The sequence below is a fragment of the Halomonas sp. JS92-SW72 genome (assembly GCF_003547075.1).
GTDB classification, from domain to species: Bacteria; Pseudomonadota; Gammaproteobacteria; order Pseudomonadales; family Halomonadaceae; genus Halomonas; species Halomonas alkalicola.
On record NZ_CP032147.1, the window covers coordinates 52093 to 78684 of the forward strand.

Sequence of the window (26592 nt, forward strand, 5' to 3'; positions counted from 1 at the left end):
GCTGAAAAAAGCCGAACCAACCATTCGAAAGAACCGTTAGCTGGCTATCACCTCGAGCAGAAGTTGCGCAGTGGGCGCGCTGGAGGCCGGGTTCTGGCCGGTCACCAGGAGACCATCGCGAAGCTGGAAAGGGGCGAAGTCGTCGGCGCTGCGCTGGTAGTCGGCGCCCTGCGCCTTCAGGGCATCCTCGAGCAGGTGTGGCACCACGGCGGTGAGCCCCACGGCCTCCTCCTCGCTGTTGGCGAAGCCGGTGACGCGCCGCCCCTTGACCAGCGGCTCGCCGGCTGGGGTGCGCGCCTGCAGCAGCACCGTGGGGGCATGGCAGACCGCTCCCACCGGCCGATCGGCGGCCAGGAACGCCTCGATCAGGCGCTTGACGTCGCCATTGTCGGTGAGGTCCCAGAGCGGGCCGTGGCCGCCCGGGAAGAAGAGCGCGTCGAAGTCGTCGAGCGCCACCTCGGCGAGGGGCCGCGTGGCGGCCAGCTGGGCCTTGGCGGCGTCATCCGCCTCGAAGCGGCGCGTCTCCTCGGTGAGCGCCTCCTCGGCCAGGGAGTTGGGGTCCACCGGGGGCTGGCCGCCCTTCGGCGAGGCCAGGGTGATCTCGGCGCCGGCATCCTTGAACACGTAGTAGGGGGCGGCGAACTCCTCCAGCCAGAAGCCGGTCGCGTGGCCGGTATCGCCCATGCGGTCGTGAGAGGTGAGTACCATCAGGATCTTCATCGTTGCCCTCCTTGGGCGCCAGAATGAGTGCGTGCCCTGATGAGATGGCCCCGACCGGCGAGAGTTCAAGGGCGAAGACGACAACGCCCGCCCCGCCGAGGGCGGGACGGGCGTCGAGCGGTGCCACGTGCGGCATGGCTCAGGCCAGGGCGTCGAGGCCCCGGGCGAGGTCGGCGCGGATATCGTCGATCGCCTCCAGGCCCACCGCGACGCGGACCAGCCCCTCCGCGATGCCGGCGGCGGCCTTCTGCTCCGGCGAGAGCCGGGCGTGGGTGGTGGTGGCCGGGTGGGTGATGGTGGTCTTCACATCCCCCAGGTTGCCGGTGATGGAGAGCAGCCGGGTGGCGTCGATCACCGACCAGGCCGCCTCGCGGCCACCCCTGACTTCGAAGCCCAGCACCGCGCCGAAGCCCTGCTGCTGGCGGGCGGCCAGGGCGTGCTGCGGGTGGCTCTCGAGACCGCTGTAGTGGACCCGCGCCACCGCCGGGTGCGCCTCGAGCCACTCGGCCAGGGCCTTCGCATTCTCGCAGTGGGCCTTCATGCGCAGGGCCAGGGTCTCGAGCCCCTTGGTGAAGATCCAGGCGTTGAAGGGGCTCAGGCAGGGGCCGCAGGTGCGCACCACCCCGAACACCTCCTCGAGCTCGGCCTCGCGCCCTACCACGGCGCCGCCGATCGCCCTGCCCTGCCCGTCCAGGTACTTGGTGGCGGAGTGGATCACCAGGTCGGCGCCGAGGTCCAGGGGGCGCTGCAGGGCCGGGGTCAGGAAGCAGTTGTCGATGGCGAGCAGCGCATCGTGGCGATGGGCGATCTCGGCGAGCGCCGCGATATCGACCAGCTCGGAAAGCGGATTCGACGGCGTCTCGGCGAACAGCAGCTTCGTGGCCGGCGTCATCGCCGCCTCCCAGGCGGCGAGGTCGGCGAGCTCCACGTAGCGGGTGGTGACGCCGAGCTTGCCCAGGTACTTGTCGAACAGGCTCACCGTGGAGCCGAACAGCGAGCGCGAGGCGACGATCTCGTCGCCGGCCGACAGCAGCGCCAGGGCGGTGGAGAGGATCGCGGCCATGCCGGAGCTGGTGGCCACGCAGCGCTCGCCGCCCTCCAGCGCCGCCAGGCGCTGCTCGAAGGTGCGCACCGTGGGGTTGGTGAAACGCGAGTAGATGTTGCCCGGGACCTCGCCGGCGAACTTGGCCGCCGCCTCGGCCGCGCTCTCGTAGACGAAGCTCGAGGTCGGGAAGATCGGCTCGGCGTGCTCCTGCTCATGGGTGCGCTCGTGACCGGCGCGGATGGCCAGGGTCGCCAGCGCCCACTCCTGTTCGGGGGATGCGTGCGGATCCATGGGGGCCTCAGTCATCGATGTCGTCCTGGTTGTGCACGCCGACCAGGGCGTGGTCGCCGGCGCTCTGCTGCTGCTTGGCATCGTCGCTGCGCGAGGCCTCGAGGTCGGCCAGGTAGGCGGCGTCGATGTCGCCGGTGACGTAGTTGCCGTCAAACACCGAGCAGTCGAAGGCGTCGAGGTTGGGGTTCACCTCGCGACAGGCGGTCTTCAGGTCCTCGAGGTCCTGGTAGAAGATGCGATCGGCGCCGATCAGCTCCCCCACCTCGGCCTCGCTGCGCCCGTGGGCGATCAGCTCGCTGGCCGCCGGCATGTCGATACCGTAGACGTTGGGGTAGCGCACCGGCGGCGCGGCGGAGGCGAAGTAGACCTTGTTGGCGCCGGCCTCCCGGGCCATCTGGATGATCTGCTTGCAGGTGGTGCCGCGCACGATGGAGTCGTCCACCAGCAGCACGTTCTTGCCCTTGAACTCCACGCCGATGGCGTTGAGCTTCTGGCGCACGGACTTCTTGCGCTGGGTCTGGCCGGGCATGATGAAGGTGCGCCCGATATAGCGGTTCTTCATGAACCCCTCGCGGTAGGTCACCCCCAGGTGCTGGGCGAGCTCCAGGGCCGAGGTGCGCGAGGTGTCGGGAATCGGGATCACCACGTCGATGTCGTGCTCGGGCCACTCGCTCTGGATGCGGTCGCCGAGCTTGCGCCCCATCTCCATGCGGGTGCCGTAGACATAGGCGCCGTCGAGGATGGAGTCGGGGCGCGCCAGGTAGACGTGCTCGAAGATGCAGGAGGCCAGGCGCGGCGCGTCGGCGCACTGCTGGGTGTGGATCTCGCCGGCCATGTCGACGAAGATCGCCTCGCCGGGCGCCAGGTCGCGGTGCAGCTCGAAGCCGCCGACGTCCAGCGCCACCGACTCCGAGGCGATCATCACCTCCTGGCCCTGCCCCTCGTCGCGGGTGCCGAAGACCACCGGGCGGATGCCGTTGGGGTCGCGGAAGGCCACCAGGCCCACGCCGTTGATGATCGCCACCGCGGCGTAGCCGCCCCGGCAGCGGCGGTGCACCCGGCGCACGGCGTCGAAGATGTCACCCGGCGCCAGGTGCAGGCCCTGCTTGCCGAGCTCATGGGCGAAGACGTTGAGCAGCACCTCGGAGTCGGAGCTGGTGTTGATATGGCGCAGGTCCGAGGTGAAGAGCTCCTGCTTGAGCTGGTCGGAGTTGGTGAGATTGCCGTTGTGGGCAAGCGCGATGCCGTAGGGGGAGTTGACGTAGAAGGGTTGGGACTCCGCCTCGCTGGAGGAGCCGGCGGTGGGATAGCGCACGTGGCCGATGCCCAGGTTGCCCTTGAGGCGGGCCATGTGGCGGGTGTGGAAGACGTCCCGCACCAGCCCGTTGCTCTTGCGCAGCAGGAAGCGGCCCTCATGCCAGGTCATCATGCCGGCGGCGTCCTGTCCGCGATGCTGAAGCACCGTCAGGGCGTCATAGATGCCCTGGTTCACCGCCTGCTTGGCCAGAAGGCCCACGATACCGCACATTCCACCTTACCTCGCTTGCCTGGAGCTTGCTTTGGAGAATCGGGGTGGGCGCACCCACCCCCAAGTCGTCTGTCAGGGGTTGTCCCGGTCGGCGGCCTCGCCGCGCCCGGGAAGGGAAATCTCGCCGAGGGAGCCCGGGGTCTCGGGCAGCCGCCCCTCCCAGGCCTCGAACTGGCTGACCGCCCAGTCGCGCAGCTGCTCGAAGTGGGGGCGCAGCTCGGCCTCCCGCCACGCCTCGAGCTGAGCCAGCGGGGTCAGACCGATGACGATGGTGGCCAGCACCAGGATCGCCGCGCCCTTGGCGGCGCCGAAGGCGGCCCCCATCACCCGGTTGAAGAGGCCCATGCCCACCCACTCCACCGCGGCATGAACCAGGCGGATGACGATGCCGCAGAGCAGCACCACGCCGAAGATCACCAGCACGAAGGCCAGCACCAGGCGGCCGTCGGCGTTGTCGATCAGCCCAGCGAGCAGGTCCGCCACCGGCTGGGCCAGCACCCGGGCGGCGAGCAGGGCGATGACCCAGGCGGCCAGGCCCAGGGCCTCGCGGATCAGCCCGCGCAGGAAGCCGGTCACCGCGGTGACCGTCAGCAGGGCGATGAACAGCCAGTCCAGCCAGGTCAGCGCCATCTCAGTTCCTCGCCCGCACCAGCAGGCCCTGGAGGTTGGCCCGGGACTTGAGCTCGTTCATGGCCCGCTCGCCCTCCTCGGAGGAGCCGTAGGGGCCCGCATAGACCGTGGTCAGGTTGTTGTCGCGGGGCTGGCTGTAGGCCGGGAAGCCCTGCTCGCGCAGCTGCTGAAGCAGGCGCTCGGCGTTGGCCGGCTCGCCGAAGCTGCCCACCTGGACCGCCCACTCGCCGCCGGAGGCGGCGGGCGCCGGCGTGGCGGCGGACTGGCTGCGGCTCTCGGCCAGGCGCTGGTCGGCGGCCCGGGCCAGCTCGGCGATGGGGTCCGGGGCCGGCGCGGGAGACGGCGCGGGCTCGGCCCGGGGGCTCGGCGTCGCATCGACGACGGGCGGCACCATCACCTCGGCGGACGCCTCGGCCCGGGCCAGCTGCTCGGCGGCCTCCTCGGCGATCTCGGCGACCTCTTCCACCGGGGCATCGTCGCGCAGCGCCTCATCCTCGTCAGGCATCGCCATGGGCCCACCGAACTCGCCGAGGCTCGACGGGGGCCGGGGCTCCGGCACCTCGATGCGCGGCACCTCGATGGGCTGCTCGATGGTCAGCACCGGCTGGGGCCTCTCGCTGCGGGGGGCCGGCTCGCTGAACAGCAGGGGCACGAAGATCACCGCCAGGGCAATCAGAATCACCGCACCGCTGATGCGCTCACGCCATCCATATTTCATCGGGCTTCCTCGCTGCCACCTGTGTCCTGATCAGTCTGACCCGCCGACGGGCGCTGCGCCAGCCACTCGAGCACCTCGCCCACGGTGAAGAAGGAGCCGCACACCAGCACGCGATCCTCCGGCGCCAGCCGCTCGGCCAGCCAGGCCGCGGCCTCGCTCGGCGAGCCGCCCCGGTGCGCCACCGAGGCGCCCTGCCCGACCAGGCGTTCGGCCAGGTCGTCGGCGCGGCGCGCCCGCTCGCCGGCCAGGCTCGCGGTGACCCAGCCATCCACCACCGGGGCGAGCGCGGCGATCACGCCGTCGGCATCCTTGTCGCCGAGCATGGCCAGCAGGGCCCAGGTGCGTCCCGCACAGGGCGCGGCCGCCAGGCGCTCGGCCAGGTAACGGGCGGCATGGGGGTTGTGACCCACGTCGAGGCACCATTGCCCCAGCCACTGCATGCGGCCGGGCAGGCGCACCTCGGTCAGCGCTCGGCGGCAGGCCGCCGGATCGAGGGCCACCCCGGCAAGCTCGAGGGCCTTCAGCGCCGTGGCGGCGTTGTCCAGGGGCAGGCCGGGGTCGGGGAGGCTATCGTCCCACCGGAAGTCATCGCCCAGGGCGAAGACCCGGGCGCCGAGCTCGGCGGCCACCTGGCGCACGCTGGCCGGCAGCTCACGACTGCCGAGCACCGCGGGGCGCCCGGGGCGCAGGATGCCGGCCTTCTCGCGGCCGATCTGCTCGAGATCGGTGCCCAGGAAGGCGGCGTGATCCTGGGCCACGGTGGTCACCACCGCGACGTCCGGGTCGATGATATTGACCGCGTCCAGGCGCCCGCCGAGGCCCACCTCGAGCAGGGCGATGTCCGCCGGGTGCTGGGCCATGGCCCAGAGCGCGCCGAGGGTGCCCACCTCGAAGTAGGTCAGGCTGACCGGCTCGCCATCCAGCCGCGCCGCCTCGACGGCGGCGAAGCCCGCCATCAGGATGGCATCAGAGGCCTCCTGGCCGTCGAGGCGCAGGCGCTCGTTGTAGCGGATCAGGTGCGGGGAGGTATAGGTGGCGGTGGTCAGGCCGTGGGCCCGGGCGAGCGCCTCCAGCATGGCCACGGTGGAGCCCTTGCCGTTGGTGCCGGCCACGGTGATCACCCGGCCGGCGATGGGGCGCGCCAGCAGCCCCATGCGGCGGGCAACCTCGGCCACGCGATCGAGGCCGAGGTCGATGCCCACGGGATGGGCGGCTTCCAGCCGAGCCAGCCAGGCCTCGAGCGTGGTGGGCAGTGCCACGTTGCTCATCGGCTCAGCGACGGCCGTCTTCCCGGGCGTCATCGCCGGGCGGGGGCGTCGCCTCGTCGGCGCCGGGCGCACTCTCCGCCGGCTCGGCGCTCTCCTGGGCTTCGGCCTGCTCGGCGGCGTCCACCAGGTCGGGTTCGTCGGCGGGCAGCTCGGGGAGCCCCAGGGCGGGCTGGTGGGTCAGCTTGCGCAGCACCGCCCCCAGGCGGTCGCGCATCTCGCCGCGACGCACGATCATGTCGACGACGCCGTGGTCGAGCAGGAACTCGCTGCGCTGGAAGCCCTCGGGCAGCTTCTCGCGCACGGTCTGCTCGATGACGCGCGGGCCGGCGAAGCCGATCAGCGCATTGGGCTCGGCCACGTTGAGGTCGCCCAGCATGGCGAGTGACGCCGAGACGCCGCCGAACACCGGGTCGGTGAGCACCGAGATGTAGGGCACGCCGGCCTGCTTGAGCTTCTCCAGGGCGGCGGAGGTCTTGGCCATCTGCATCAGCGAGAAGAGCGCCTCCTGCATGCGCGCCCCGCCGGAGGCGGAGAAGCAGATCAGCGGAATGCGCTCGTCGTGGGCCAGGGTAGCGGCGCGCACGAACTTCTCGCCCACCACGGCGCCCATGGAGCCGCCCATGAAGCTGAACTCGAAGGCCACCACCACCACCGGCAGGCCGTCGAGGCGCCCGCGCATGGCGATCAGGGCATCCTTCTCGCCGGTCTCCTTCTGGGCCGCCGTCAGGCGGTCCTTGTACTTCTTGGAGTCGCGGAACTTGAGGCGATCGACGGGCTCCACCTCGGCGGCGATCTCCTCGCGGCCCTCCTTGTCGAGGAACCAGTCGAGGCGCTTGCGCGCGGTGAGCCGCAGGTGGTGGTCACACTTGGGGCAGACGTTATGGTGCTTGTCGAGTTCGGGCAGGTAGAGTACCGCCTCGCACTTGGGACACTTGCGCCACAGACCGTCCGGCACACTGGCGCGGCGGTCCTTGCGCTGGATACGCCCCATGGAGGGCACGATCTTGTCTAGCCAGCTCATGTCAGAAGGGTTCCGTCATGTGGTCGGCGCCCGGTCCTGGCCGGGCGCGTGGGTCGAATCCTGTGGCGAAGGCGCCGCTCAGCTCGCGCTCATGGCGTCCAGGGCCTGGCGCATCTCGCCGAGCACCGCCTTGAGCTCGCCGGCGATCACCTCGGGGCGCTCGGCGTTCTCGGCGATGCGACTGACCAGCGCCGAGCCGACGATCACGCCGTCGGCCACGCGACCCACCTCGGCGGCCGAGGCGCCGTCGCGAATGCCGAAACCGACGCACAGCGGCAGGTCGGTCTGTTCGCGCAGCGGGGCCAGGTGGTCGGCCACGTCGGCGGCGTCCAGACTGGCAGAGCCGGTCACGCCCTTGAGCGAGACATAGTAGAGATAGCCTTCGCCGTGGGCGCATATTGTAGCGGCCCGGGCAGCGGAAGTGGTAGGGGCGACGAGGAAGATCGAGGCGAGCCCATGGGACTTGAGCAGGGGGCCGAGCTCCTCGGCCTCCTCCGGGGGCATGTCCACGGTCAGCACGCCGTCGACGCCGGCCGCCGCGGCCTGCTCGGCGAAGGCGGCAAGGCCGATGCGCTCCATGGGGTTCAGGTAGCCCATCAGCACCACCGGCGTGGCGGTGTCGGTCTGGCGGAACTCGCGCACCATCTCGAACAGGTGGGAGAGGCGCACGCCGTGCTTGAGCGCCCGCTCGCAGGCCTTCTGGATCACCGGGCCGTCGGCCATGGGATCGGAGAAGGGCACGCCCAGCTCGATCACGTCGGCGCCCGCCTCCACCAGGGCGTGCATGAAGCCCACGGTGTGCTGGGGCGCCGGGTCGCCGGCGGTGATGAAGGGAATCAGCGCGCGGCGGCCCTGGGCCTTGAGCTCGGCGAAGCGTTGGTCGATACGATTCATCATGTCCCTCAGATCTCGATGCCGTCGAGCTTGGCGACGGTCAGGATGTCCTTGTCGCCGCGGCCCGAGAGGTTGACGACGATGTTCTGGTCGGGGCGCATGGTGGGCGCCAGCACCTTGGCGTAGGCCAGGGCGTGGGCAGACTCCAGGGCCGGCATGATCCCCTCGACGCGGGTCAGCTCGCGGAAGGCGGCGAGCACCTCATCGTCGTTGGCGGCCACGTAGTTGACCCGGCCCACGTCCTTCCACAGGGCGTGCTCGGGGCCCACGCCCGGGTAGTCGAGGCCAGCGGAGATGGAGTGGGTATTGGAGACCTGGCCACCCTCGTCGGACATCAGGTAGGTACGGTTGCCGTGCAGCACCCCGCGGGGCGCGCCGGAGGAGAGCGGCGCGGCGTGGCGGCCGGTCTCGACGCCGTCGCCGCCGGCCTCGACGCCGTACATCACCACCTCGTCATCTTCGACGAAGGGGTAGAAGAGCCCCATGGCGTTGGAGCCGCCGCCGACGCAGGCGACCAGGGCATCGGGCAGCTTCCCGAACTCCTCGAAGGACTGGCGGCGCGCCTCGCGACCCACCACGGAGTTGAAGTCGCGCACCAGCATCGGATAGGGATGCGGGCCGGCGACGGTGCCGATGATGTAGAAGGTGTCGTCGACGTTGGTGACCCAGTCGCGCAGCGCCTCATTCATGGCGTCCTTGAGGGTGCGGGTGCCGGACTCCACCGAGATGACGTTGGCACCCAAGAGGCGCATCCGATAGACGTTGAGCTTCTGGCGCTGGATGTCCTCGGCGCCCATGTAGACGTCGCACTTGAGCCCCAGGCGCGCCGCCACGGTGGCGGTGGCCACGCCGTGCTGGCCGGCGCCGGTCTCGGCGATCACCCGCGGCTTGCCGCTCTTCTTGGCGAGCAGCGCCTGGCCGATGGTGTTGTTCACCTTGTGGGCACCGGTGTGGTTGAGGTCTTCGCGCTTGAGCCAGATCTGTGCCCCACCCAGCTGCTTCGACCACCGCTCGGCATGATAGAGCGGCGAAGGACGCCCCACGTAGTGGGCCAGGTCATAGTCGAATTCCGCCTGGAAGGCCGGGTCGTCACGAAGACTCAGGTAGGTCTTCTCCAGCTCGTCCAGGGCGAAGCTCAGGGTCTCCGAGACGAACCGGCCGCCGTAGGGGCCAAAGTGGCCGCGGGCGTCCGGCAGTCGGGTCAGGTCACTGAACTTGCTCACGAAAGACACCTCACTAGGTCGCCAGAAGGCAAAGGGATGAAAAACGGGTGATGCCACGCCATGGCAGGCGTCGGGCACTGGCCGAGACGAGTCAGCGCGCCAGGCGCGCCGCGTCCCCTCGGCCCACGGCCTCGAGGAAGGCCGCGATGCGTCCGGCATCCTTGATGCCGGGCGCGGCCTCGACACCGCCGGAGACGTCCACCGCGAAGGGCGCCACGGTGGCGATGGCCTCGGCCACATTGTCGGCAGCGAGGCCTCCGGCGAGGATAACAGGTTTTGCCAGCCCTGCGGGGATTCGCGACCAGTCGAAGGTCTCGCCGGTACCGCCCGGAACCCCGGGGTGGTAGGCGTCGAGCAGCAGCGCCCGCGCCCCTCGATAGGCCTCGGCGGCGGCATGCAGATCGAGATCGTCGCGCATGCGCAGCGCCTTGATCCAGGGGCGTCGGAAGGCCTCGCAGAAGGCCGGCGGCTCGTCGCCGTGGAACTGCAGCAGGTCGAGGTGCGCGGCACAGCGCTCGACCAGCGCGGGGTCCTGGTCGACGAAGAGCCCCACGCGGGTGACGAAGGCCGGCACCCGCGTGGCGAGCGCCGCCAGGCGCGCCTCGTCCACGGCGCGCTTGCTGCCGGGCCAGAGCACGAAGCCGAGCGCATCGGCCCCCGCCGCCACGGCGGCATCGACGTCCTCGGGCCGGGTCAGGCCGCACAGTTTCACCCGGGTTCGGGCCATCGCCCCCTGGCCTGCTGTCATCATCGCGCCTCGGTCGTGTCGGGAGTCAAACGACCTCCCGGCCCCGCCGGCGCCATGAGAGCGTCATGGAGCGCCGGGGGCCGCGAGATCGGCTCGCACCGCCGCATGGACCGCCGGCAGGTGCTGGTAGCCGCTAGGATAACATAGGCGCCTGACCGCCACGGCACGGGCCAGGGCCGCCAGCCGGTGAAAACGCTGCGCGTGCAGGCTGCCCGTTTCCCCAAAGCCCGGGTGCGCCGCATGGCCATCGAGGAGCTCGGCGAGAAACGAGTGCCGCACGAGCTGGATCAGCGCCTCCCCCGGGGCGACAGGCTCGATGCTCACCGAGGCATCCGCCGCCTCGGCGCGGCGCTCGACCAGGTAGATCCGGGCCAGCGGCAGCGGCGCCGTGGCGAGACTCCCGACCCGCTCGGCCGGCACGTTCAGCTTGGCAAAGGAGGGGTGCACCAGGCCGAACCCTTCCGCTCCTCCCGCGAAGCGCTGCGCCTGCTCGGGGGTGAGCTTCATCTGTGGGAAGCCGGGACGACACCACACGGCACCCCCACGAAGCTCCAGTGCCGCGATATCATCGGCCAGCAGCGCAAGGCCCGCCGCGACGGCCGAGGCCACCAGGGTGCTCTTGCCTCCGGTGCGGTCCGCGGCGAACAGCACCGCCTGCCCCCCCCACGCCACGGCCCCGGCATGAAGGGCGGCTACTCCCGAGAGCTCCAGGTAGTAGGCCATCACGTGGCCCAGCAGGCAGATGTCGATCATGAAGGCGAGATCGGGGTCGGCCAGGCGACAGTCGATCTCCCCCGGGGAGAGCCGGAAGTCCGCTACCCGGGGAAAGCGCATCAGCACGCCGTGCGGCATGGCGTAGAGCTGCACCACGCTTTCGCCGAGGCGATTGTGTTCCGGACTGGCATAGAGGAGGTCCGGGGGCGCCGGCGGCTGGGTGCCGAGGGCGCAGCGGAAATGCAGCTCGGGCGTCGCCTCGGGCGGGGCGAGCGTCATGGGCGCCTGGAGGCGGTGGTCGCTCTCCACGCAGAGGCCGAAGAGGCGGTAGCGGTAGGTTCTCATGTTCGCGTCACCTCCCCTGTCACGCGGCCGGAGGGCGTCAACGACACGCCAGGATGCCATGACCCTGAAGCTGAGCCACGAAGCCGGCGAGATCCCTGCGCAGCGTCTCGCCGGGAACGGCATAGCGGGCCACCAGCTCCGCCTCGGCCCCCTCGAGGGAGCCATGGGCCAGCAGGGCCCGCCACATGTCGGCCGCCGTCTCCTCGAGGCGAAGGCAGGGCGCGCTCCCCGACGGCTCCGCCGACAGGCGAGCCAGGGCCACCGCCGAGTCGATCTCGGTCCACAGCACACCATCGGCGACGATCAGCGGCCCGTGAGCGTGATGATCGAGCAGCTCGACGTCCGGCTCCCCCGTCCCGCCCCGGGCGGCATGGAGCCGCGAGGCGGCGATGCGCCGCTTCAGGGAGAGCGCCGGCGGCAGCAGGTTCCAGCCCGCCTCGAACCGCTCGGTCTCGGTATTCCAGTACCTCGTCTGGGGCTCGCACCAGGCGAAGGCGACATACTCGGCGATGCCGCACCAGTAGCCGCTGTCACCGATCCGCGCGCGCCGCTCGGCCAGCCACTGCGGGTAGGCCTTGCCGAATCGCGCCGGGGCGACATCCTGAAGATCCACCGCGTGCAGGCAGGCCTCGACGCGGGGTTCGGCGGCCTCGATGGCGCGACACAGCGCCGGGTTGGCGTAGAGCGGACAGAAGATGACCCTCGCGGCGTCGCACTGCGACAGGAACTGCTGGAAGCGCAGGCCAGACAGGGCGCAGTCATCCACCACCACCAGCCCCTCGTCGTCGGCCCGGCGCTCGAGTGGGTCACGGCCCGGTGCCACCAGCTGGTCGGGGCGCAGGTCGAGCAGGTAGGCGAGCATGCCGAGCACGATCCAGCCCCCCCGGGGTATCGCGGTAAAGCTCAGGCACGACAGGGCCTCGCTGCCGTACCGGCGCCTCAGGGCCTCGGCGAGCCCCTCGGCGGCACGCTCGGCATCGTGGTAGTCCACATAGCGATGGGCGGTGAGGAGCTCATCCAGCTGGGCCGCCAGGTCCTGAAGCTGCAGCCGCTGGGCCGGGGAGAAGGTGCCGAAGAGGGCCAGCACCGGGGCGGGACGGGCGCGACCGACCAGGCGCACCACCCCCAGCGCCTGCCACAGGGGGTTGGCCTGGATGCCCTGCGCCAGCGCCCCCAGTGCCGCCTCGGCATCCGCCTGCCGGGTGAACGCCAGGAGCCGCTCGAGGCCGTGACGGCCATCGAGCAGCGTTATGGCATCGAGGTGCGGTGGCATCCGATCCATACGGTCACAGCGTGTAAACGGGATGCGACGCGCCGGTCATGCGTTCAGCGCGACAGTCCCGGCGGATTGATGCTGCCGCCGTCACGCCCCTGGGCCTGCCCGGGCAGGACGTCGCCCCCGGGGTTGGTCTGCCCCACCAGGGTGATGTCGGCCACGGTTCCCCACTGCCTCAGCTCGGGGGCGCGGTAGGGGCGCCGTGTGGTCTCACGATGGGTCGTCTTGTTCATGTTGGTCACTCCTGCTGAACGGTTACAAGAACGGGATATCGGCTCCATTTCTTTACCCTCCCTTACCTGGAATTACATATCCCGCAGGAATGACACTAGGCGAGGCCAACGTCAGCCACAAGGCGGTCGCGGTATGGTTTCCCTCGGCAGGACACTGGTTTTTATCAGCATGCCGCGCCCAGGGTCGTCGTGCTTTTGCCCCGAGCCCCCGCTCAGGACCAGTAGCGCCGCAGCCAGAGCTCCAGGCAGAGGGTCGGCCAGAGGTCGAAAGTAGGCGCCTCGCCGCTCGCGAAGCGGGCGAAGCGGTCGCGCAGCCTGGCCTCGTCGATGAAGCCCAAGTCGGCACAGCGGCTGTCGGTGATCAGGTCGGTCACGGTGTCATGGGCCTGGCGGCGAAGCGCCTCCAGGTAGAGGGGCTCGGGGGAGACCTTGCTCGCCGCCCGGATGGCGTCCGACGGCATGATGCCCTCCACGGAACGCCGGGCCAGGCGCTTGACCTCCACGGCGGTGTCGACGCAGTGCTGGGGACAGGCCAGGATGAAGTCGGCGATGCGCCTGTCGCTCCAGGGATCGGCGATGGCGAGGCCGTGGGCGGCGGCGACCCGCTCGGCATACATCACGCCGCGCAGCACCAGAGGGGAGAAGACGTGGATGTAGCGGTGGCGGGCGGCGATGCGCGGCCACACCCTGGCCGCCTCGCGGACCGGCTCCAGCAGCGGCAGCCCCGCTCGCGCCAGGAAATCATCGCGCACGTGAGCGGCGGCACGCGCCGCGGGCCCCGTCCTGACGCCGGCCTGGGGACTCCCCTCGCGCCGCTGGAGAGCTCGCCGGCCGGCGACCCGCACCCGGCTCGGCAGCAGGTCCACGAGCACGGGCTCCATCAGGTAGCGGCGCAGGGTGGCGGCCGGTGACAGGGACATCACCCGGGAGAGCGCCCCGAGCTCCTCTCGGGCCTGGCGCCAGTGGCCCGCCCTGAGCATGCCGGGCACGTCGTTGACGTTGCCCCCGCACATCACATCGCCCCGGAAGCCGTAGCACATCAGGGCGACCCCGTCACCGGCGGCCGCTGCGAGCGCCCGGTGCATGAAGGGCTGGAACATCGAGGTAAAGGGGTCATCCTCGTGGGGCCGGTTCGCCGCCTCGTCGACCAGGGGGTAGGTCTCCTCGGCGGGAATGGCGGTGACCGGGATGCCAAAGTGGTCGGCGACGCGGTGGATGTTGTCGCTCTCGTCGCACTCGGGCAGGTCGGTGAAGACCCAGCTGTAGGCGCGCATCGCCGGCACGCCCGGCTCACGGCCATGCAGCCAGCCGGCCACCGAGGCCACGGTGGAGGAGTCGACGCCGCCGCTGAGGCTGATGCCCACGGGAGAGGTGGTGCGCAGCCGGCAGCGTACCGCCTCGGTCAGCAGCTCACGCAGCTCGTCGGCATACTCCCGCTCATCGCGATAGCGCAGGCGCCGCTCGGGGTCCGGGGACCAGAAGGCCGTCACCTCAGGCGCCCTGCCCGCCGCGATCCTCACCTCCTCGCCCGGCCTGACCTCCTCGATGCCCTCGTAGAAGAGGCAGCCAGGCGGGGTCTGCATGCCGGATAGGTGCCAGGCCACGGTGCGCTCGTTCAGGCGGCGCGGCACCCCACCCGCCGCGAGGATCTGCGCGGCCTCGGTGGCAAACAGCACCCGCCGCGGCTCGACGCGGTAGTAGAGCGCGCGCATCCCCATGGCATCCCTCGCCAGGCGCAGCTCGCCGCTGCGCTCATCCCACAGCGCATAGGCGAAATCGCCGAGCAGGCGACCGGGCGCCTCCCCGCCCGGCAGGCAGAGCATGCCCAGCATGAGCTCGGCATCGGTGGCCCGCTCGGCCCCGGGGCTCCGGATCGCCGCGGCACATTCGCCGCGGTTGTCGAGGCGCGCATCGGCCACGAACAGCAAGCGGCGCTCGCCGTCGATGAGCGGACGGCAGGCGCCGGTAGCGTCCGCCGTCGTGTCGAGTTCCAGGCAGGCCATCCCCACGGGACCCTCGCAGTGGTAGTGGATGCCCTGCGGGCCGCGGTAGGCCGCTCGCCTCGCCATCCCCTCGAGTTCGCCTCTCTCGACCGGGGTGCCATCGAAATGGATGATGCCGCAGATGCCGCTCACAGGCGCCCTCTCCCCTCGGCTGGCTGGCGCAGGCGGCCAGCCGGGACCCCCACCCGCCTCGTTCGGTCAGGTGGGGCGCTACCTGAAGAATGTAGCAGAGAAGCGGTATGGCACAGGCATCACGCCTGTCGGCGCCGCGGCGCTGCGGGCCATGGGAGAAGAGACGAGCGTGACCCGCGGCTTGCTCACTCGCCGGCGAGGGTGTCGGCCACCGGCCGGCCACGGCGGAACTCCACCATGGGGCAGTCGGGCAGCGGCCGCTCGCCGGTCCACTCGCCGAGGAAGGCGAGCAGGTTGGGGCCCAACGGCTCCCGGGGCAGGCCCCAGCTCTCGTCGTAGAGGGAGTCCACGAAGTGCAGGCCACAGGCCGGCGCGGTGACGTCGGCCAGGGTGCGGTCCTTGAGGGCCATCAACTCGGCCAGGTACTCCTCGCCACGCTCGCCGCGACCCACGGTGACCAGGGCGCCGACGATGTTGCGGATCATGTGGTGCAGGAAGGCGTTGCCCTGGACGTCCACCACCACCAGCGGGCCGTGGCGGTGTACCTCGATGAAGTGCAGATGGCGCCAGGGGGTCTTCGACTGGCAGCCGGCGGCTCGGAAACTGGAGAAGTCGTGCTCGCCCACCAGCACCTGGGCCGCGCGGTGCATGGCCTCGGCGTCCAGGGGGTCGCGGCACCAGGTGACATTGGCGCGTTCCAGCACCGGGCGGCTCGGCTGGTTGAGCAGGATGTAGCGGTAGCGGCGCGCCAGGGCCTTGAAGCGGGAGTGGAAGTTCTCGGGCACCTCCTTGACCCAGCGCACGGCGACGTCCCGGGGCAGGTTGGCATTGACGCCGAACACCCAGGCCTTCTGGGAGCGCGGCACCGGCGGGTCGAAGTGGATGACCTGGCGCGTGGCATGCACGCCGGAGTCGGTGCGCCCGCTGGCATGGATGCGGATCGGCTGGCCGGCCACCCGGCCCAGGGCCTGCTCCAGCGCCCCCTGCACGGAGGGCGAATGCTTGAGGTATTGCCAGCCGCAGTAGGCGCTGCCGTCGTACTCGACCCCCATGGCCAGGCGGCCGGCCAGGGGGGTGCGATCATCGAGAAGCTGAAAGAGGGTCATGCGGAATCAGGGGTCCAGTCGGCCAAGCAGCGCGCGGGCCTCGTCGCGGATGGCGGGGTCGTCGCTCTCGGCCAGCTCGGCGAGCAGCTCTCGGGCGCGACCGGCCTCGCCGGCATCGACCAGGCGCTGGGCCTCGGCCAGACGCTCCGGGGCGGCGCCGGGTGAAAAGCCACCATTATCCGCCTCGAGGGGCGGGAAGGAAACCTCCTCCACCTCCCACTCCTGGGGGAGCTCGTCGTCGTCACCGGAGTCCGGGGGGCTTTCCCCGCCCTTCACCGGGGTGAAGTCGATGCCCGGCTGCATGGGCGTCTCCTGCCTGGGCGCCGGCGAGGGATCCAGCGCCGGGGGGCGGTAGTCGATGATCTCGCTGCCGTCCTCGAGGCGCCGGGTGGTGACCTGAAGCGGCTCGGGCTGGGATGGAAGCTCAGGCTCGGGGTCGGGCTCGACCCGGGGCTCATGCTCCTCGGTTGCCGCCGGCGCCCCCAGGGACGCCGGACGACGGTAGGCGTCGGCATCCGGGGCCGCCTGGGCCGGGGCAGTGTGCTCATCCGCCTCTTCTCCTGATGCGTCGCCCTCCTCCTCGCCGGCCTCGTCGAAGACCCGCGGAGCACGCTCGGCGGGGCGGTCGAACACCGCGCGCTCCGCAGCGGCACCGGCTGCACCATCGGCGGCTGCACCATCGGCGGCGGCACCATCGGTGGCGGCACCAGTGGCGGCGGCCGGGGGCAGGCCGTGGCGCGCGAGCAGGCGCTCCACCTCGTCGCGCACGGCGGGATTGCCGCCCTCGCGCAGCCGGGCGGCCTCACGCTCGACCTCGTCGCGGTTGCCCTGTTCCAGATGGACATTGAGCAGCTTGAGGCGCAGGTCGTCGCGCTCCGGCTCCCGGGCCAGACTGGCCTCGAGCAGCTCGCGCGCCTGGTCATAGCGCCCGTAGGCGATGAAGATATCGGCCTCGCTGATCGCCTCGGCCTGGGGCAGCGAACCCTGCACCGAGGGCGCGGCGGGCGGGGCCGCGGCAGGGCCTGCGGCCTCGGGCTGCCCCGGGGCCGGGGCGCCCGGTACGGTCACCCGCACCGGGCCGGCACCCGCGACGGCAGGCGTCCCCTCCTGGCGGCGACGGCGACGCACCGCCAGCCACAGCGCCAGCAGCGCGACCAGGCCGGCACCGCCCAGCATCAGGTTGCGGTCGAGCTCGCCCTGGTAGATCGCCCCCCACCAGGGGCGCTCCTCTGGCGTGGCGCCGGGGGGCGCGATGCCGCCGGCGCCGGGGCCATCGACCCCGGCACCGCCGGCGGTCAGCGCCGCCAGCTGCTCACGCAGGATGGCCAGCTCATCGCGCATCTCCGAGAGCTCCTCCTGCAACTGGTCCCGCTCGCCCTGCACCGCCTCGAGGGCGTCGCGCCGCTCGAGCCACTGGCTCTCTAGGCGCAGCAGGCGCTCGTCGCTGCTCAGCTCGCCATCGCCATAGAGGGCGGCCAGCAGGTCGGGGTCGACCCTGACCTGGGGAGCGCCCGATGCCTCGCCGGCCTCGGCGACGCCATCCCCGGCCTCCTCGGAGGGCGCCTCGCCGGCCGCTTCGTCCTCGCCACCTTCACTCGCTTCGCCAGGAGTAGTCCCCTCGGCCGCCAGCTGGGCATCGGTGAGCAGGGTGAGTCGCGGCGTCTCGGGCTCTTCTGCTGACGCCGCCGGGGCCTGCTCCTCGGCGGGCTGCACGACCTCGGCCGCCGGCTCGGCAGCGTCGGCTGGCGGCTCAACGGCAGGGGCGGCCTCCGGCGGCGGGGAAGCCGCTGCCGCGGCCACCGCCACGGGCTCGCCGGAAGTCGCCCCGCCCAGCGCGACACGCGCCGGCGCACCGCCTCCGCGGTTGGCCCAGGCCCGGGTCATCTCGGCGACGATGCGATCCGCCTCGGCGCCGGAGCGTGCGGCAATCCGCTCGCGACTCGGCACCACCAGGCTGAAGCCGGCGCGCATGGCATTGATGTTGCCGGAGGGGAAGACCTCGGGGTTCGCCTCCACCAGGGCCACCATCATCTGGTTCATGCTGATGCCGCTGTCCGGTCGCAGGCGCCCCGCCACGGCCCACAGGGTATCGCCGCTGCGCACCCAGGTCGGGTCACCGCTGCCGGCGGGGGCCGCGGCAGGACGCACCGCCGGCGCCTGAGCCTGCGCCGAGGGGGCGGCGGCCGGCGGCACCGAGACGACAGGCGCCGCCACGCGCCGGCTGCCCACCACCAGGGCCGGCATCTGGTCGTAGTCCGGGGGGTCGAGCAGCAGGGTGACCTCGCGCAACTGCTGGCCGCCCGGCCAGTCGAAGCGCAGCAGCAGGTCCAGCCAGGGCTCGCGGACCGGCCGCTCGGTGGTCAGCTCCACCACCAGACGCCCCTGGCGCTGCTCCACCGCCAGCCTGACGCTTGCCGCCAGGGGCGTACGTGGCAGGCCCGCCGCCGCGAAGGCCCGCTCGTCCGCCACCGAGACATTGAGCAGCCCGGGCTGGATACCCGCGGCATCGGTAAGCGGCAGGGTGGCGCGCAGGGGTGCATTCAGCGTGGAGCGCACCTCCGCCTCCCCCAGCCCCAGTGCCAGGGCCAGGGGGCTGGCAGCGGAAAGCGAAAGCAGCATGGCGAGTGTCAGCTTGCGTTTCATGGAGGTCCCTTGCGTCCGTCGGCAGTACCAGGCGGCGAGGCCGCGGCACCGATGCCATGTCGTTGTATCGATATGGTACCTGTGTACCATATTTGCCGCCTCGACGCGCCTGAGCGGGGTCATGCCAGGCGTCATCCCTTCAACGTAAGCCATTGATCCACGCCTCGCGAATCAACGCCCCATGCCCTCCACAGCAAAGCGGGGCGCCCCCGAAGGTGGCGCCCCGCCGTCACTGGCCCCGCGGCAGGCTGCCGCGGGGAGCTTGGCGACGCTTACTGCTCGCGCAGGATCTTGAGCATGCGCTTGAGCGGCTCGGCGGCGCCCCACAGCAGCTGGTCGCCGACGCTGAAGGCGGAAAGGTACTCGCCGCCCATGGCCAGCTTGCGCAGGCGGCCCACCGGAATGGTGAGGGTGCCGGTGGCGGCGGCCGGGGTCAGATCGCGGATGGTGGCCTCCTTGTCGTTCGGTACCACCTTGACCCAGTCGTTGTGCCGGGCGATGCGCTCCTCGATCTCGTCGAGGGGCACGTTCTTCTTCAGCTTGATGGTGAAGGCCTGGCTGTGAGAGCGCATGGCGCCGATGCGCACGCAGAGCCCGTCGATGGGGATGGGATTCGCCTGGAGGCCGAGGATCTTGTTGGTCTCGACGCTGCCCTTCCACTCCTCGCGGCTCTGGCCGCTGTCGAGCTTGGTGTCGATCCACGGCAGCAGGCTGCCGGCCAGCGGGGCGGTGAAGTTCTCGGTGGGGAACGCGCCCGAGCGCATGGTCTCGGTGACCTTGCGGTCGATGTCGAGGATGGCGCTCGCCGGGTCGGCAAGCTCGTCGGCCACACTGTCGCGCAGGGCGCCCATCTGGCTGAGCAGCTCGCGCATGTGCTTGGCGCCGGAACCGGAGGCGGCCTGGTAGGTCATGGAGGTCATCCACTCCACCAGGTCGGCCTCGAACAGGCCACCGAGACCCATCAGCATCAGGCTGACGGTGCAGTTGCCGCCGACGAAGGTGCGGGCGCCGCGGGAAAGCTGGGCGTCGATGACGTGGCGGTTGACAGGGTCGAGGATGATGGTGGCCTCATCCTCCATGCGCAGGGTGCTGGCGGCGTCGATCCAGTAGCCCTTCCAGCCGCCGCTGCGCAGGTCACCATAGACGGCCTTGGTGTAGTCGCCGCCCTGGCAGGTGATGATGACGTCCAGCGCCTTGAGCGCGTCGAGGTCGAAGGCATCCTTCAGCGGAGGCACGTCCACGCCGACGTCGGGGCCGGCCTGGCCGACCTGGGAAGTGGTGAAGAAGACCGGCTCGATGCCGTTGAAGTCACCCTCTTCCACCATGCGCTGCATGAGCACGGAACCGACCATGCCGCGCCAACCGACGAAACCGACTTTCAACATGTGAAGTCCTCCAGTAATCGAATGTGGGTCAACATTATACAGAAACCGGGCCCGCCTCGCAGGCGGGCCCGGAACGCCCTGATTCAACAGCAGATTCTGACAATGGCTCGGCGCGCCTAGAGCGCCTCGAAGGCGGCCAGCACGGCGTCGCCCATCTCGGCGGTGGAGACGGTGCGGGTGCCCTCGGAGGCAATATCCGCGGTTCTCAGCCCGTCGTCCAGCACCTTGCCCACGGCGTCCTCGATGCGGCTTGCCAGCGCCGGCTCATCCAGCGAGTAGCGCAGCATCATGGCCACCGAGAGGATGGTAGCAAGCGGGTTGGCGATGCCCTTGCCGGCGATGTCCGGGGCGCTGCCGTGGCAGGGCTCGTACATGCCCTGGCCGGTCTCGTTGAGCGAGGCGGACGGCAGCATGCCGATGGAGCCGGTGAGCATGGCGGCGGCATCCGACAGGATGTCGCCGAACATGTTGCCGGTGACCATGACGTCGAACTGCTTGGGCGCACGCACCAGCTGCATGGCGGCGTTGTCGACGTACATGTGGGAGAGCTCGACGTCCGGGTACTCCGGCGCCAGTCGCTCCATCACCTCGCGCCACAGGATGGTGACCTCGAGCACGTTGGCCTTGTCCACGGAGCAGAGCTTCTTGCCGCGCTTCTGGGCCATCTCGAAGGCGACACGGCCGATGCGCTCGATCTCGCTCTCGGAGTAGACGTAGGTGTTGAAGCCGACCCGCTCGCCGTTGCGCACCTCGATGCCGCGGGGCTGGCCGAAGTAGATCCCGCCGGTGAGCTCGCGCACGATCATGATGTCGAGACCGGCCACCAGCTCGGGCTTGAGGCTGGAGGCCTCGGCGAGCTGCGGGTAGGTGATCGCCGGGCGCAGGTTGCCGAACAGGCCGAGGTTCTTGCGCAAGCCGAGCAGCCCCTTCTCGGGACGCTTGGAGAGGTCCTCGAGCTTGTCCCACTTGGGGCCACCCACGGCGCCGAGCAGGATGGCGCGGGCGGCCTTGGCCTTCTCGAGCGTCTCGGCGGGCAGCGGCTCGCCGTGCACGTCGTAGGCGCTGCCGCCGACCAGGGCCTCTTCCACTTCCACGTCCAGACCGCGGGCCTGGCAGGCGGCCAGGATGCGGCTCGCCTGGGCGGTGATCTCGGGGCCGATGCCGTCACCCGGCAGTACCAGAATCTTCTGAGTCATTGCTTCTTCCTTGCTGGAACCGCGGAGCTACCTCGGTGGCAGGCCTGCGAGGAGGCGCTGTGAATACATCCCTGTACGCTACCGATGCCATCCCTGGCATAGGACCTCCTCTTCGGCCTGCCCCCGACGCTCCGCTTCCTCGGAGTAGTGGGAACGTCAGGCTTGAGCGCTATCGCGGAACAGCCAGGGGCGTGCGGCGCGGTGCTTCGCCTCGAAGGCGCGGATGGCGTCCTCGTCCTGCAGGGTGATGCCGATGTCATCGAGGCCGTTGAGCAGGCAGTGCTTGCGGAAGGCATCCACCTCGAACTCGATGATCTCGCCGGAGGGCGTGGTGATCCGCTGGTTCTCGAGATCCACCTCGAGCGCGTAGCCTTCGCTGGCCGCCACCTCCCGGAACAGCTGGTCGACGACCTCCTCGGGGAGGGTGACCAGCAGCAGGCCGTTCTTGAAGGCGTTGTTGTAGAAGATGTCGGCGAAGCTCGGGGCGATCACCACCCGGAAGCCGAAGTCCTCCAGCGCCCAGGGGGCGTGCTCCCGGGAGCTGCCGCAGCCGAAGTTGCGGCGGGCGAGCAACACGCTGGCGCCCTGGTAGCGCGGCTGGTTGAGGACGAAGTCGGGGTTCTTCGGACGCTGGGAGCAATCCTGGCCCGGGTAGCCCTCGTCCAGATAGCGCAGCTCGTCGAAGAGGTTGACGCCGAAGCCGGTGCGCTTGATCGACTTCAGGAACTGCTTGGGAATGATCAGGTCGGTGTCGACGTTGGCGCGGTCCAACGGCGCGACGAGACCTTCGGTGCGTTCGAACTTGTTCATGGCTCAGGCCTCCTCAAGGGTGCGGACATCGACAAAGTGGCCGGCGATGGCGGCGGCGGCGGCCATCGCCGGGCTCACCAGGTGGGTGCGCCCGCCGTAGCCCTGGCGTCCTTCGAAGTTGCGGTTCGAGGTGGAGGCGCAGTGCTCGCCGGCGCCGAGCTTGTCGGCGTTCATGGCCAGGCACATGGAGCAGCCGGGCTCGCGCCACTCGAAGCCCGCCTCGGTGAAGATCCTGTCGAGCCCCTCGGCCTCGGCCTGGCGCTTCACGAGGCCGGAGCCCGGTACCACCATGGCGAGCTTGATGGTGTCGGCGACCTTGCGGCCGCGGGCCACCTTGGCCGCCTCGCGCAGGTCCTCGATGCGCGAGTTGGTGCAGGAGCCGATGAACACCTTGTCGAGCCTGATATCGGTGATCTTCTGCTTCGGGGCGAGGCCCATGTACTCGAGGGCACGAGTGTAGCCGCTGCGCAGCGTCTCGTCGGCCTGCTCGGCCGGGTCCGGCACCTCGCCGGAGACGCCGGTGACCATCTCGGGGCTGGTGCCCCAGGAGACCTGCGGCTCGATGGCGGCGGCATCGAGCACCACCACCTTGTCGAACTCGGCGTCCGCGTCGGAGACCAGTTCGCGCCAGTCGGCCACGGCGGCCTGCCACTGGTCGCCCGCCGGGGCGAAGGGACGGCCCGCGAGGTACTCGATGGTGGTGTCGTCCACGGCGATCAGGCCGACCCGGGCACCGGCCTCGATGGCCATGTTGCAGACGGTCATGCGCCCTTCCATGGAGAGGCTCTGGATGGCGCTGCCGGCGAACTCGATGGCGTAGCCGGTACCGCCGGCGGTGCCGATCTCGCCGATGATGGCCAGCACCACGTCCTTGGCGGTGACGCCGATGCCGAGCTCACCCTCGACGCGCACCTGCATGTTCTTCATCTTCTGGGCCAGCAGGCACTGGGTGGCCAGCACGTGCTCCACCTCGGAGGTGCCGATACCGTGGGCCAGGGCCGCAAAGGCGCCGTGGGTGGCGGTATGGGAGTCGCCGCAGACCACGGTCATACCCGGCAGGGTGGCGCCCTGCTCCGGGCCCACCACGTGGACGATGCCCTGGCGCGGGTCGTTGATCTTGAACTCCTCGATGCCGAACTCGATGCAGTTGTCGTCGAGGGTCTGCACCTGGATCAGCGACACCGGGTCCTTGATGCCGGCGTTGCCCTCGGCGCGCTCCTTCACCGTGGTGGGCACGTTGTGGTCGGGGGTCGCCAGGTTGGCGTCGAGGCGCCACGGCTTGCGGCCCGCCAGGCGCAGGCCCTCGAAGGCCTGGGGCGAGGTCACCTCGTGGAGCAGCTGGCGGTCGATGTAGATCAGCGCGGTGCCGTCATCGCGCTCCTTGACGAGGTGCTGCGTCCACAGCTTGTCGTAGAGAGTCTGGCCTGCCATTTCGTTTCTCCCGGGCGGTTGCGCCCTGTGCTCTGTCTGGTCGATCGTAGAGGCCCCTTGGGGCACCTCCAGGGGCGGCTTTTCCGGCGACAGGTCTGTTTGGGGGCGCTGTGAATACTTCCCTGTACGCTACTTTTTACTTCCCTGGAAAAAGACCCCCTTCAGACCTGCCCCCGGCGCCGCTCAGTGCCTGCAATGAAAATCAGCCTTGGCTGCTCGATGCCTTGACGCCAGTTTCCTGCCCCTCGCCCATAAAATCAATTCATGTTATTTATGGATTACATTCCTTATGGGAATAGCTAAATGGAGGCACCATGGATACCCAGAGCCTGCAGGCCTTCCTGGCGGTGGCCGAGAGCGGCAGCTTCTCCCGCGCGGCGGAGCAGCTGCACCTGACCCAGCCGGCGGTGAGCAAGCGTATCGCCGTGCTCGAGGCCCAGATCAACGCGCGGCTGTTTGATCGCATCGGCCGCGCCGTCGGCCTGACCGAGGCCGGTCGCGTGCTGCTGCCCCGGGCGAGGCAGATCCTCGTGATGGTGGACGACAGCCGCCGGGCGCTGGGCAACCTCGAGGGCAGCGTGGCCGGCAGCCTGACGCTCGCCACCAGCCACCATATCGGCCTGCACCGCCTGCCGCCGCTGCTCAAGGCCTATACCCGAGCCCACCCCGAGGTGCGCCTGGATCTGCACTTCCTCGACTCCGAGGAGGCCTATCAGGGAGTGCTGGACGGCGCCCTGGAGATCGCCGTGGTGACCCTGGCACCCCACCCCGACCCGCTGCTCGAGGTGGTCCCGGTGTGGGTCGACCGGCTCTGCTTCGTCTGCGCCCACGACCACCCGCTGGCCAGACGCAGGCGGGTGGCGCTGCGCGAGCTATGCGAGCACGATGCCGTGCTGCCCGGGCCCCTGACCTTCACCCGGGGGCTGATCGAGGCGCGCTTCGCCGCGGCGGGGCTGCGCCTGCCGGTGGCGCTCTCCACCAACTATCTGGAGACGCTGAAGATGATGACCGCCATCGGCCTGGGCTGGAGCCTGCTGCCGGAGCGACTGGTAGCCGGCGAGCTTCACGAGCTGGCCATCGACTGCCCGCCGATCCATCGCCCGCTGGGCTACCTCGTGCACCGCAGCCGCACCCTCTCCAACGCCGCCCGGGCCATGCTGGAGCAGCTGGACGCGGCCCGGGAGGCGGCAGCGAGGACAGCCGCCCCGGGAGTTGGTTAGACTGCTCACAGTCTGATCGTGTTGTCGACCGACCTGCCACCCGTTCGGAGCCCGCCCCTTGTCCCCTGCCCCGCCCACCTCGCTTCGCCACGCCATCGCCGGCGGCCTGATCCTCACGGGGCTCGCCCTGCAGGTGCTGCGCCTGGCCGGGCTGCCGATCGCCCTGCCGGCGGTGAGCTACGCCTTCTGGCTCGCTGTGGTGCTGCTGTGGCCGGACCTCAAGCGGGGCAATCGCCGCCAGGCCGGCATCCTGGCCGGGCTCGGCATGGCCCTGGCGCTGGTCGCGGCGCTCTTCCACGGCGCCGAGATCGCCTGGCACCGGCTGCTGGACGGGAACAGCTATGTGGTGGCGATGCTGGTGGGGGTGAGCTTCATCACGCTGATCGGCACCCGCCAGGGGCACAAGGCCCCGCCCGGCAGCGCCGTGACCGGGGCGCGCGGCACCGCCGGCACCTGGCTGGGGGTCCACCTGCTCGGCGCCGTGCTGAACCTCTCGACGGTGTTCATGGTAGGCGACCGGCTGCGGCGCCACGGCGAGCTCACCTTGCCGCAGCTGCTGGCCCTCAACCGTGGACTCTCCAGCGCCGCGCTCTGGTCGCCCTTCTTCGCCTCCATGGGGGTGGTGATGACCCTGGCGCCGGAGATGCGCTTCACGTCGATCCTGGCACTCGGCCTGCCGCTGGGGATGCTGGCCGGCACCCTCTCGCTGCTCGACCTGTCGCGGCGCTTCGATCTCACCGAGGTGGCGGGCTACTCGCTCTCGCCGCGCAGCCTGCTGATGCCGGTGGGCATGGCCGCCCTGGTGCTGCTGTTCCACTACGTCCTGACGCCCGCGCTCTCCATCGTCAGCATCATCACCTTCCTACTGCCGGCGGTGGCGCTGCTGGCCAACCTGCCACGGGGCCCGCGCTGGACCCTGCGCCGGGTGCGCAGCCATACGCTGGAGCGGCTGCCGGCCATGCGCGGGGAGATCGCGCTCTTCCTGTGTGCGGGCCTCCTGACCCAGGGGCTCTCGGCCTTCATCGGCGCGCTCACCGGCAGCCAGTGGACGCTCTTCGCCCACTTCGGCGCGCCCCAGGCGGTGGCCAGCTTCCTGGCCATCGTGGCCAGCGCCGTGGCGGGGCTTCACCCGATCATCGGCGTCTCGGTGCTGGCCTCGATGCTGGAACTGGAAGGGAGCCGCCAGACGCTGTTCGCCTTCGTGGCACTGGCCTCCTGGGCGGTGGGCACCAGCGTCGGCCCGCTCTCCGGCATCAACCTCTCGCTGCAGGGGCGCTACGGGGTGAGCGGCGGCGTGATGATGCGCCACAACCTCGGCTACGCCGCCGCCCTCTCCGCGCTGGTGGTGGGCGCCATCGTCCTGCTCGACGCCTGGCTGTAACCGCTACCTCGATACCCGCTTGAAGTAGCGATGGCCGCAGCGGTGGCAGGGCTCGATCAGGGTCATCTCGGGCAGGTCCACCTCGGCGTCGCAGTGCACGCAGGCCATGCGGCCGGGAACGGCCATCTCGCCCTCGCAGTAGTCGGCCTGGGCGGCCTCCAGATCCTCCGCCAGGCGTTCGCGGTCGACCACGCTGCGGTCGGCGATGGAGAGCAGCGACTCGCTCACCTTGCGCGACAGCGCGGAGAGGTCGATGCCGAGCCAGGTGGCGACGCTCTCGCCGCCGGCGCTCAGGTAGCGGCGCATGTCCTTGAGGTCGCGCTCCACCCAGGCGCGAAGCAGGGAGAGTTCGTCCTTGGTGAACTCCTCGAGTTCGGCCTCGAACTCCACGGCCTCATCTAGCTCCTTCTGCAGGTTCTCCCAGGTGAGCTCGTGGGCCCCCTCCTGCAGGCGCTCGAGCATGCGCTCATAGCCTTGACGCAGGCGATGGTCCCGGGAATGTTTCTGCTGCTCGCTCATGGTGCGCTCCTTCCTGCGGTGAGCCGGCCGGGCCGGGCATAGCCGGGCCGGGCCGTGCTGGGGTATCCTTGCCTACCATTTAGACGACTTCCCGCCGGCAGTTCAACGTCTT

At 70.5% G+C, this 26592-nt stretch carries 23 protein-coding genes; 2 read left to right on the forward strand and 21 right to left on the reverse strand.

The features are described 5' to 3' along the window. Window positions 1-36 precede the first annotated feature (36 nt). From D1793_RS00245 to leuC, 20 genes are all read right to left on the reverse strand, one after another. On the reverse strand, window positions 37-720 hold the full coding sequence (locus D1793_RS00245; RefSeq protein ID WP_119020364.1) for a type 1 glutamine amidotransferase domain-containing protein: 684 nt from the start codon (window positions 718-720) through the stop codon (window positions 37-39). 139 nt (window positions 721-859) lie between these two features. Then, window positions 860-2071, reverse strand: a complete 1212-nt coding sequence (locus D1793_RS00250; RefSeq protein ID WP_240407743.1) for an O-succinylhomoserine sulfhydrylase — start codon at window positions 2069-2071, stop codon at window positions 860-862. Next, the gene (purF, locus tag D1793_RS00255; RefSeq protein WP_119020365.1) at window positions 2064-3584 is read right to left on the reverse strand and encodes an amidophosphoribosyltransferase; all 1521 of its coding nucleotides are present in this window, start codon (window positions 3582-3584) and stop codon (window positions 2064-2066) included. Before purF ends, D1793_RS00250 begins: the two co-directional genes overlap by 8 nt. Before the next feature lie 72 nt (window positions 3585-3656). After that, window positions 3657-4214, reverse strand: a complete 558-nt coding sequence (locus D1793_RS00260; RefSeq protein WP_119020366.1) for a CvpA family protein — start codon at window positions 4212-4214, stop codon at window positions 3657-3659. Window position 4215: 1 nt separating this feature from the next. Beyond that, window positions 4216-4932, reverse strand: coding sequence for an SPOR domain-containing protein (locus D1793_RS00265; protein WP_119020367.1), 717 nt, complete (start codon window positions 4930-4932; stop codon window positions 4216-4218). After that, a complete protein-coding gene (gene folC, locus D1793_RS00270; RefSeq protein ID WP_119020368.1) occupies window positions 4929-6200 on the reverse strand; it encodes a bifunctional tetrahydrofolate synthase/dihydrofolate synthase in 1272 nt (423 codons plus the stop codon). Before folC ends, D1793_RS00265 begins: the two co-directional genes overlap by 4 nt. Before the next feature lie 4 nt (window positions 6201-6204). After that, window positions 6205-7221, reverse strand: a complete 1017-nt coding sequence (gene accD, locus D1793_RS00275) for an acetyl-CoA carboxylase, carboxyltransferase subunit beta (protein WP_119020369.1) — start codon at window positions 7219-7221, stop codon at window positions 6205-6207. Between the two features lie 78 nt (window positions 7222-7299). Beyond that, complete coding sequence (trpA, locus tag D1793_RS00280; RefSeq protein WP_119023516.1) at window positions 7300-8115, reverse strand: tryptophan synthase subunit alpha; 816 nt, start codon at window positions 8113-8115, stop codon at window positions 7300-7302. Between the two features lie 8 nt (window positions 8116-8123). Further along, on the reverse strand, window positions 8124-9338 hold the full coding sequence (gene trpB / locus D1793_RS00285) for a tryptophan synthase subunit beta (RefSeq protein WP_119020370.1): 1215 nt from the start codon (window positions 9336-9338) through the stop codon (window positions 8124-8126). A 91-nt stretch (window positions 9339-9429) separates the two neighbouring features. Beyond that, the gene (locus D1793_RS00290; protein ID WP_119023517.1) at window positions 9430-10086 is read right to left on the reverse strand and encodes a phosphoribosylanthranilate isomerase; all 657 of its coding nucleotides are present in this window, start codon (window positions 10084-10086) and stop codon (window positions 9430-9432) included. Window positions 10087-10149: 63 nt separating this feature from the next. Further along, on the reverse strand, window positions 10150-11145 hold the full coding sequence (locus tag D1793_RS00295) for a hypothetical protein (protein ID WP_119020371.1): 996 nt from the start codon (window positions 11143-11145) through the stop codon (window positions 10150-10152). 37 nt (window positions 11146-11182) lie between these two features. Then, window positions 11183-12418, reverse strand: a complete 1236-nt coding sequence (locus tag D1793_RS00300) for a PqqD family protein (protein ID WP_119020372.1) — start codon at window positions 12416-12418, stop codon at window positions 11183-11185. A 53-nt stretch (window positions 12419-12471) separates the two neighbouring features. Continuing rightward, on the reverse strand, window positions 12472-12654 hold the full coding sequence (locus tag D1793_RS00305) for a hypothetical protein (RefSeq protein WP_119020373.1): 183 nt from the start codon (window positions 12652-12654) through the stop codon (window positions 12472-12474). A gap of 212 nt (window positions 12655-12866) precedes the next feature. Next, window positions 12867-14789 carry an asparagine synthetase B family protein gene (locus tag D1793_RS00310; RefSeq protein WP_119020374.1) on the reverse strand — a complete coding sequence of 641 codons (1923 nt, stop codon included), beginning with the start codon at window positions 14787-14789 and terminating at the stop codon, window positions 12867-12869. Window positions 14790-14974: 185 nt separating this feature from the next. Further along, a complete protein-coding gene (gene truA, locus D1793_RS00315) occupies window positions 14975-15895 on the reverse strand; it encodes a tRNA pseudouridine(38-40) synthase TruA (protein ID WP_119020375.1) in 921 nt (306 codons plus the stop codon). A 6-nt stretch (window positions 15896-15901) separates the two neighbouring features. Then, a complete protein-coding gene (locus D1793_RS00320; protein WP_119020376.1) occupies window positions 15902-18538 on the reverse strand; it encodes a FimV/HubP family polar landmark protein in 2637 nt (878 codons plus the stop codon). 272 nt (window positions 18539-18810) lie between these two features. After that, window positions 18811-19923: an aspartate-semialdehyde dehydrogenase gene (asd, locus tag D1793_RS00325; RefSeq protein ID WP_119020377.1), complete on the reverse strand. Its 1113-nt coding sequence runs from the start codon at window positions 19921-19923 to the stop codon at window positions 18811-18813. Window positions 19924-20039: 116 nt separating this feature from the next. After that, window positions 20040-21119 carry a 3-isopropylmalate dehydrogenase gene (leuB, locus tag D1793_RS00330; protein WP_119020378.1) on the reverse strand — a complete coding sequence of 360 codons (1080 nt, stop codon included), beginning with the start codon at window positions 21117-21119 and terminating at the stop codon, window positions 20040-20042. A 156-nt stretch (window positions 21120-21275) separates the two neighbouring features. Further along, complete coding sequence (gene leuD, locus D1793_RS00335) at window positions 21276-21929, reverse strand: 3-isopropylmalate dehydratase small subunit (RefSeq protein WP_119020379.1); 654 nt, start codon at window positions 21927-21929, stop codon at window positions 21276-21278. A 3-nt stretch (window positions 21930-21932) separates the two neighbouring features. Continuing rightward, on the reverse strand, window positions 21933-23360 hold the full coding sequence (gene leuC, locus D1793_RS00340) for a 3-isopropylmalate dehydratase large subunit (protein WP_119020380.1): 1428 nt from the start codon (window positions 23358-23360) through the stop codon (window positions 21933-21935). 314 nt (window positions 23361-23674) lie between these two features. Between leuC and D1793_RS00345 the strand changes: the two genes are divergently transcribed. Both D1793_RS00345 and D1793_RS00350 read left to right on the forward strand, forming a co-directional pair. Beyond that, on the forward strand, window positions 23675-24580 hold the full coding sequence (locus D1793_RS00345; RefSeq protein ID WP_119020381.1) for a LysR family transcriptional regulator: 906 nt from the start codon (window positions 23675-23677) through the stop codon (window positions 24578-24580). Between the two features lie 58 nt (window positions 24581-24638). Then, window positions 24639-25961 (forward strand): hypothetical protein, encoded by a 1323-nt coding sequence (locus D1793_RS00350; RefSeq protein WP_240407744.1) that lies wholly within the window; start codon window positions 24639-24641, stop codon window positions 25959-25961. 3 nt (window positions 25962-25964) lie between these two features. On the opposite strand, the gene D1793_RS00355 is transcribed toward D1793_RS00350, so the two are convergent. Beyond that, entirely contained in the window at window positions 25965-26480 is a 516-nt protein-coding gene (locus D1793_RS00355) for a zinc ribbon-containing protein (RefSeq protein ID WP_119020382.1), read from the reverse strand. Window positions 26481-26592 lie beyond the last annotated feature (112 nt).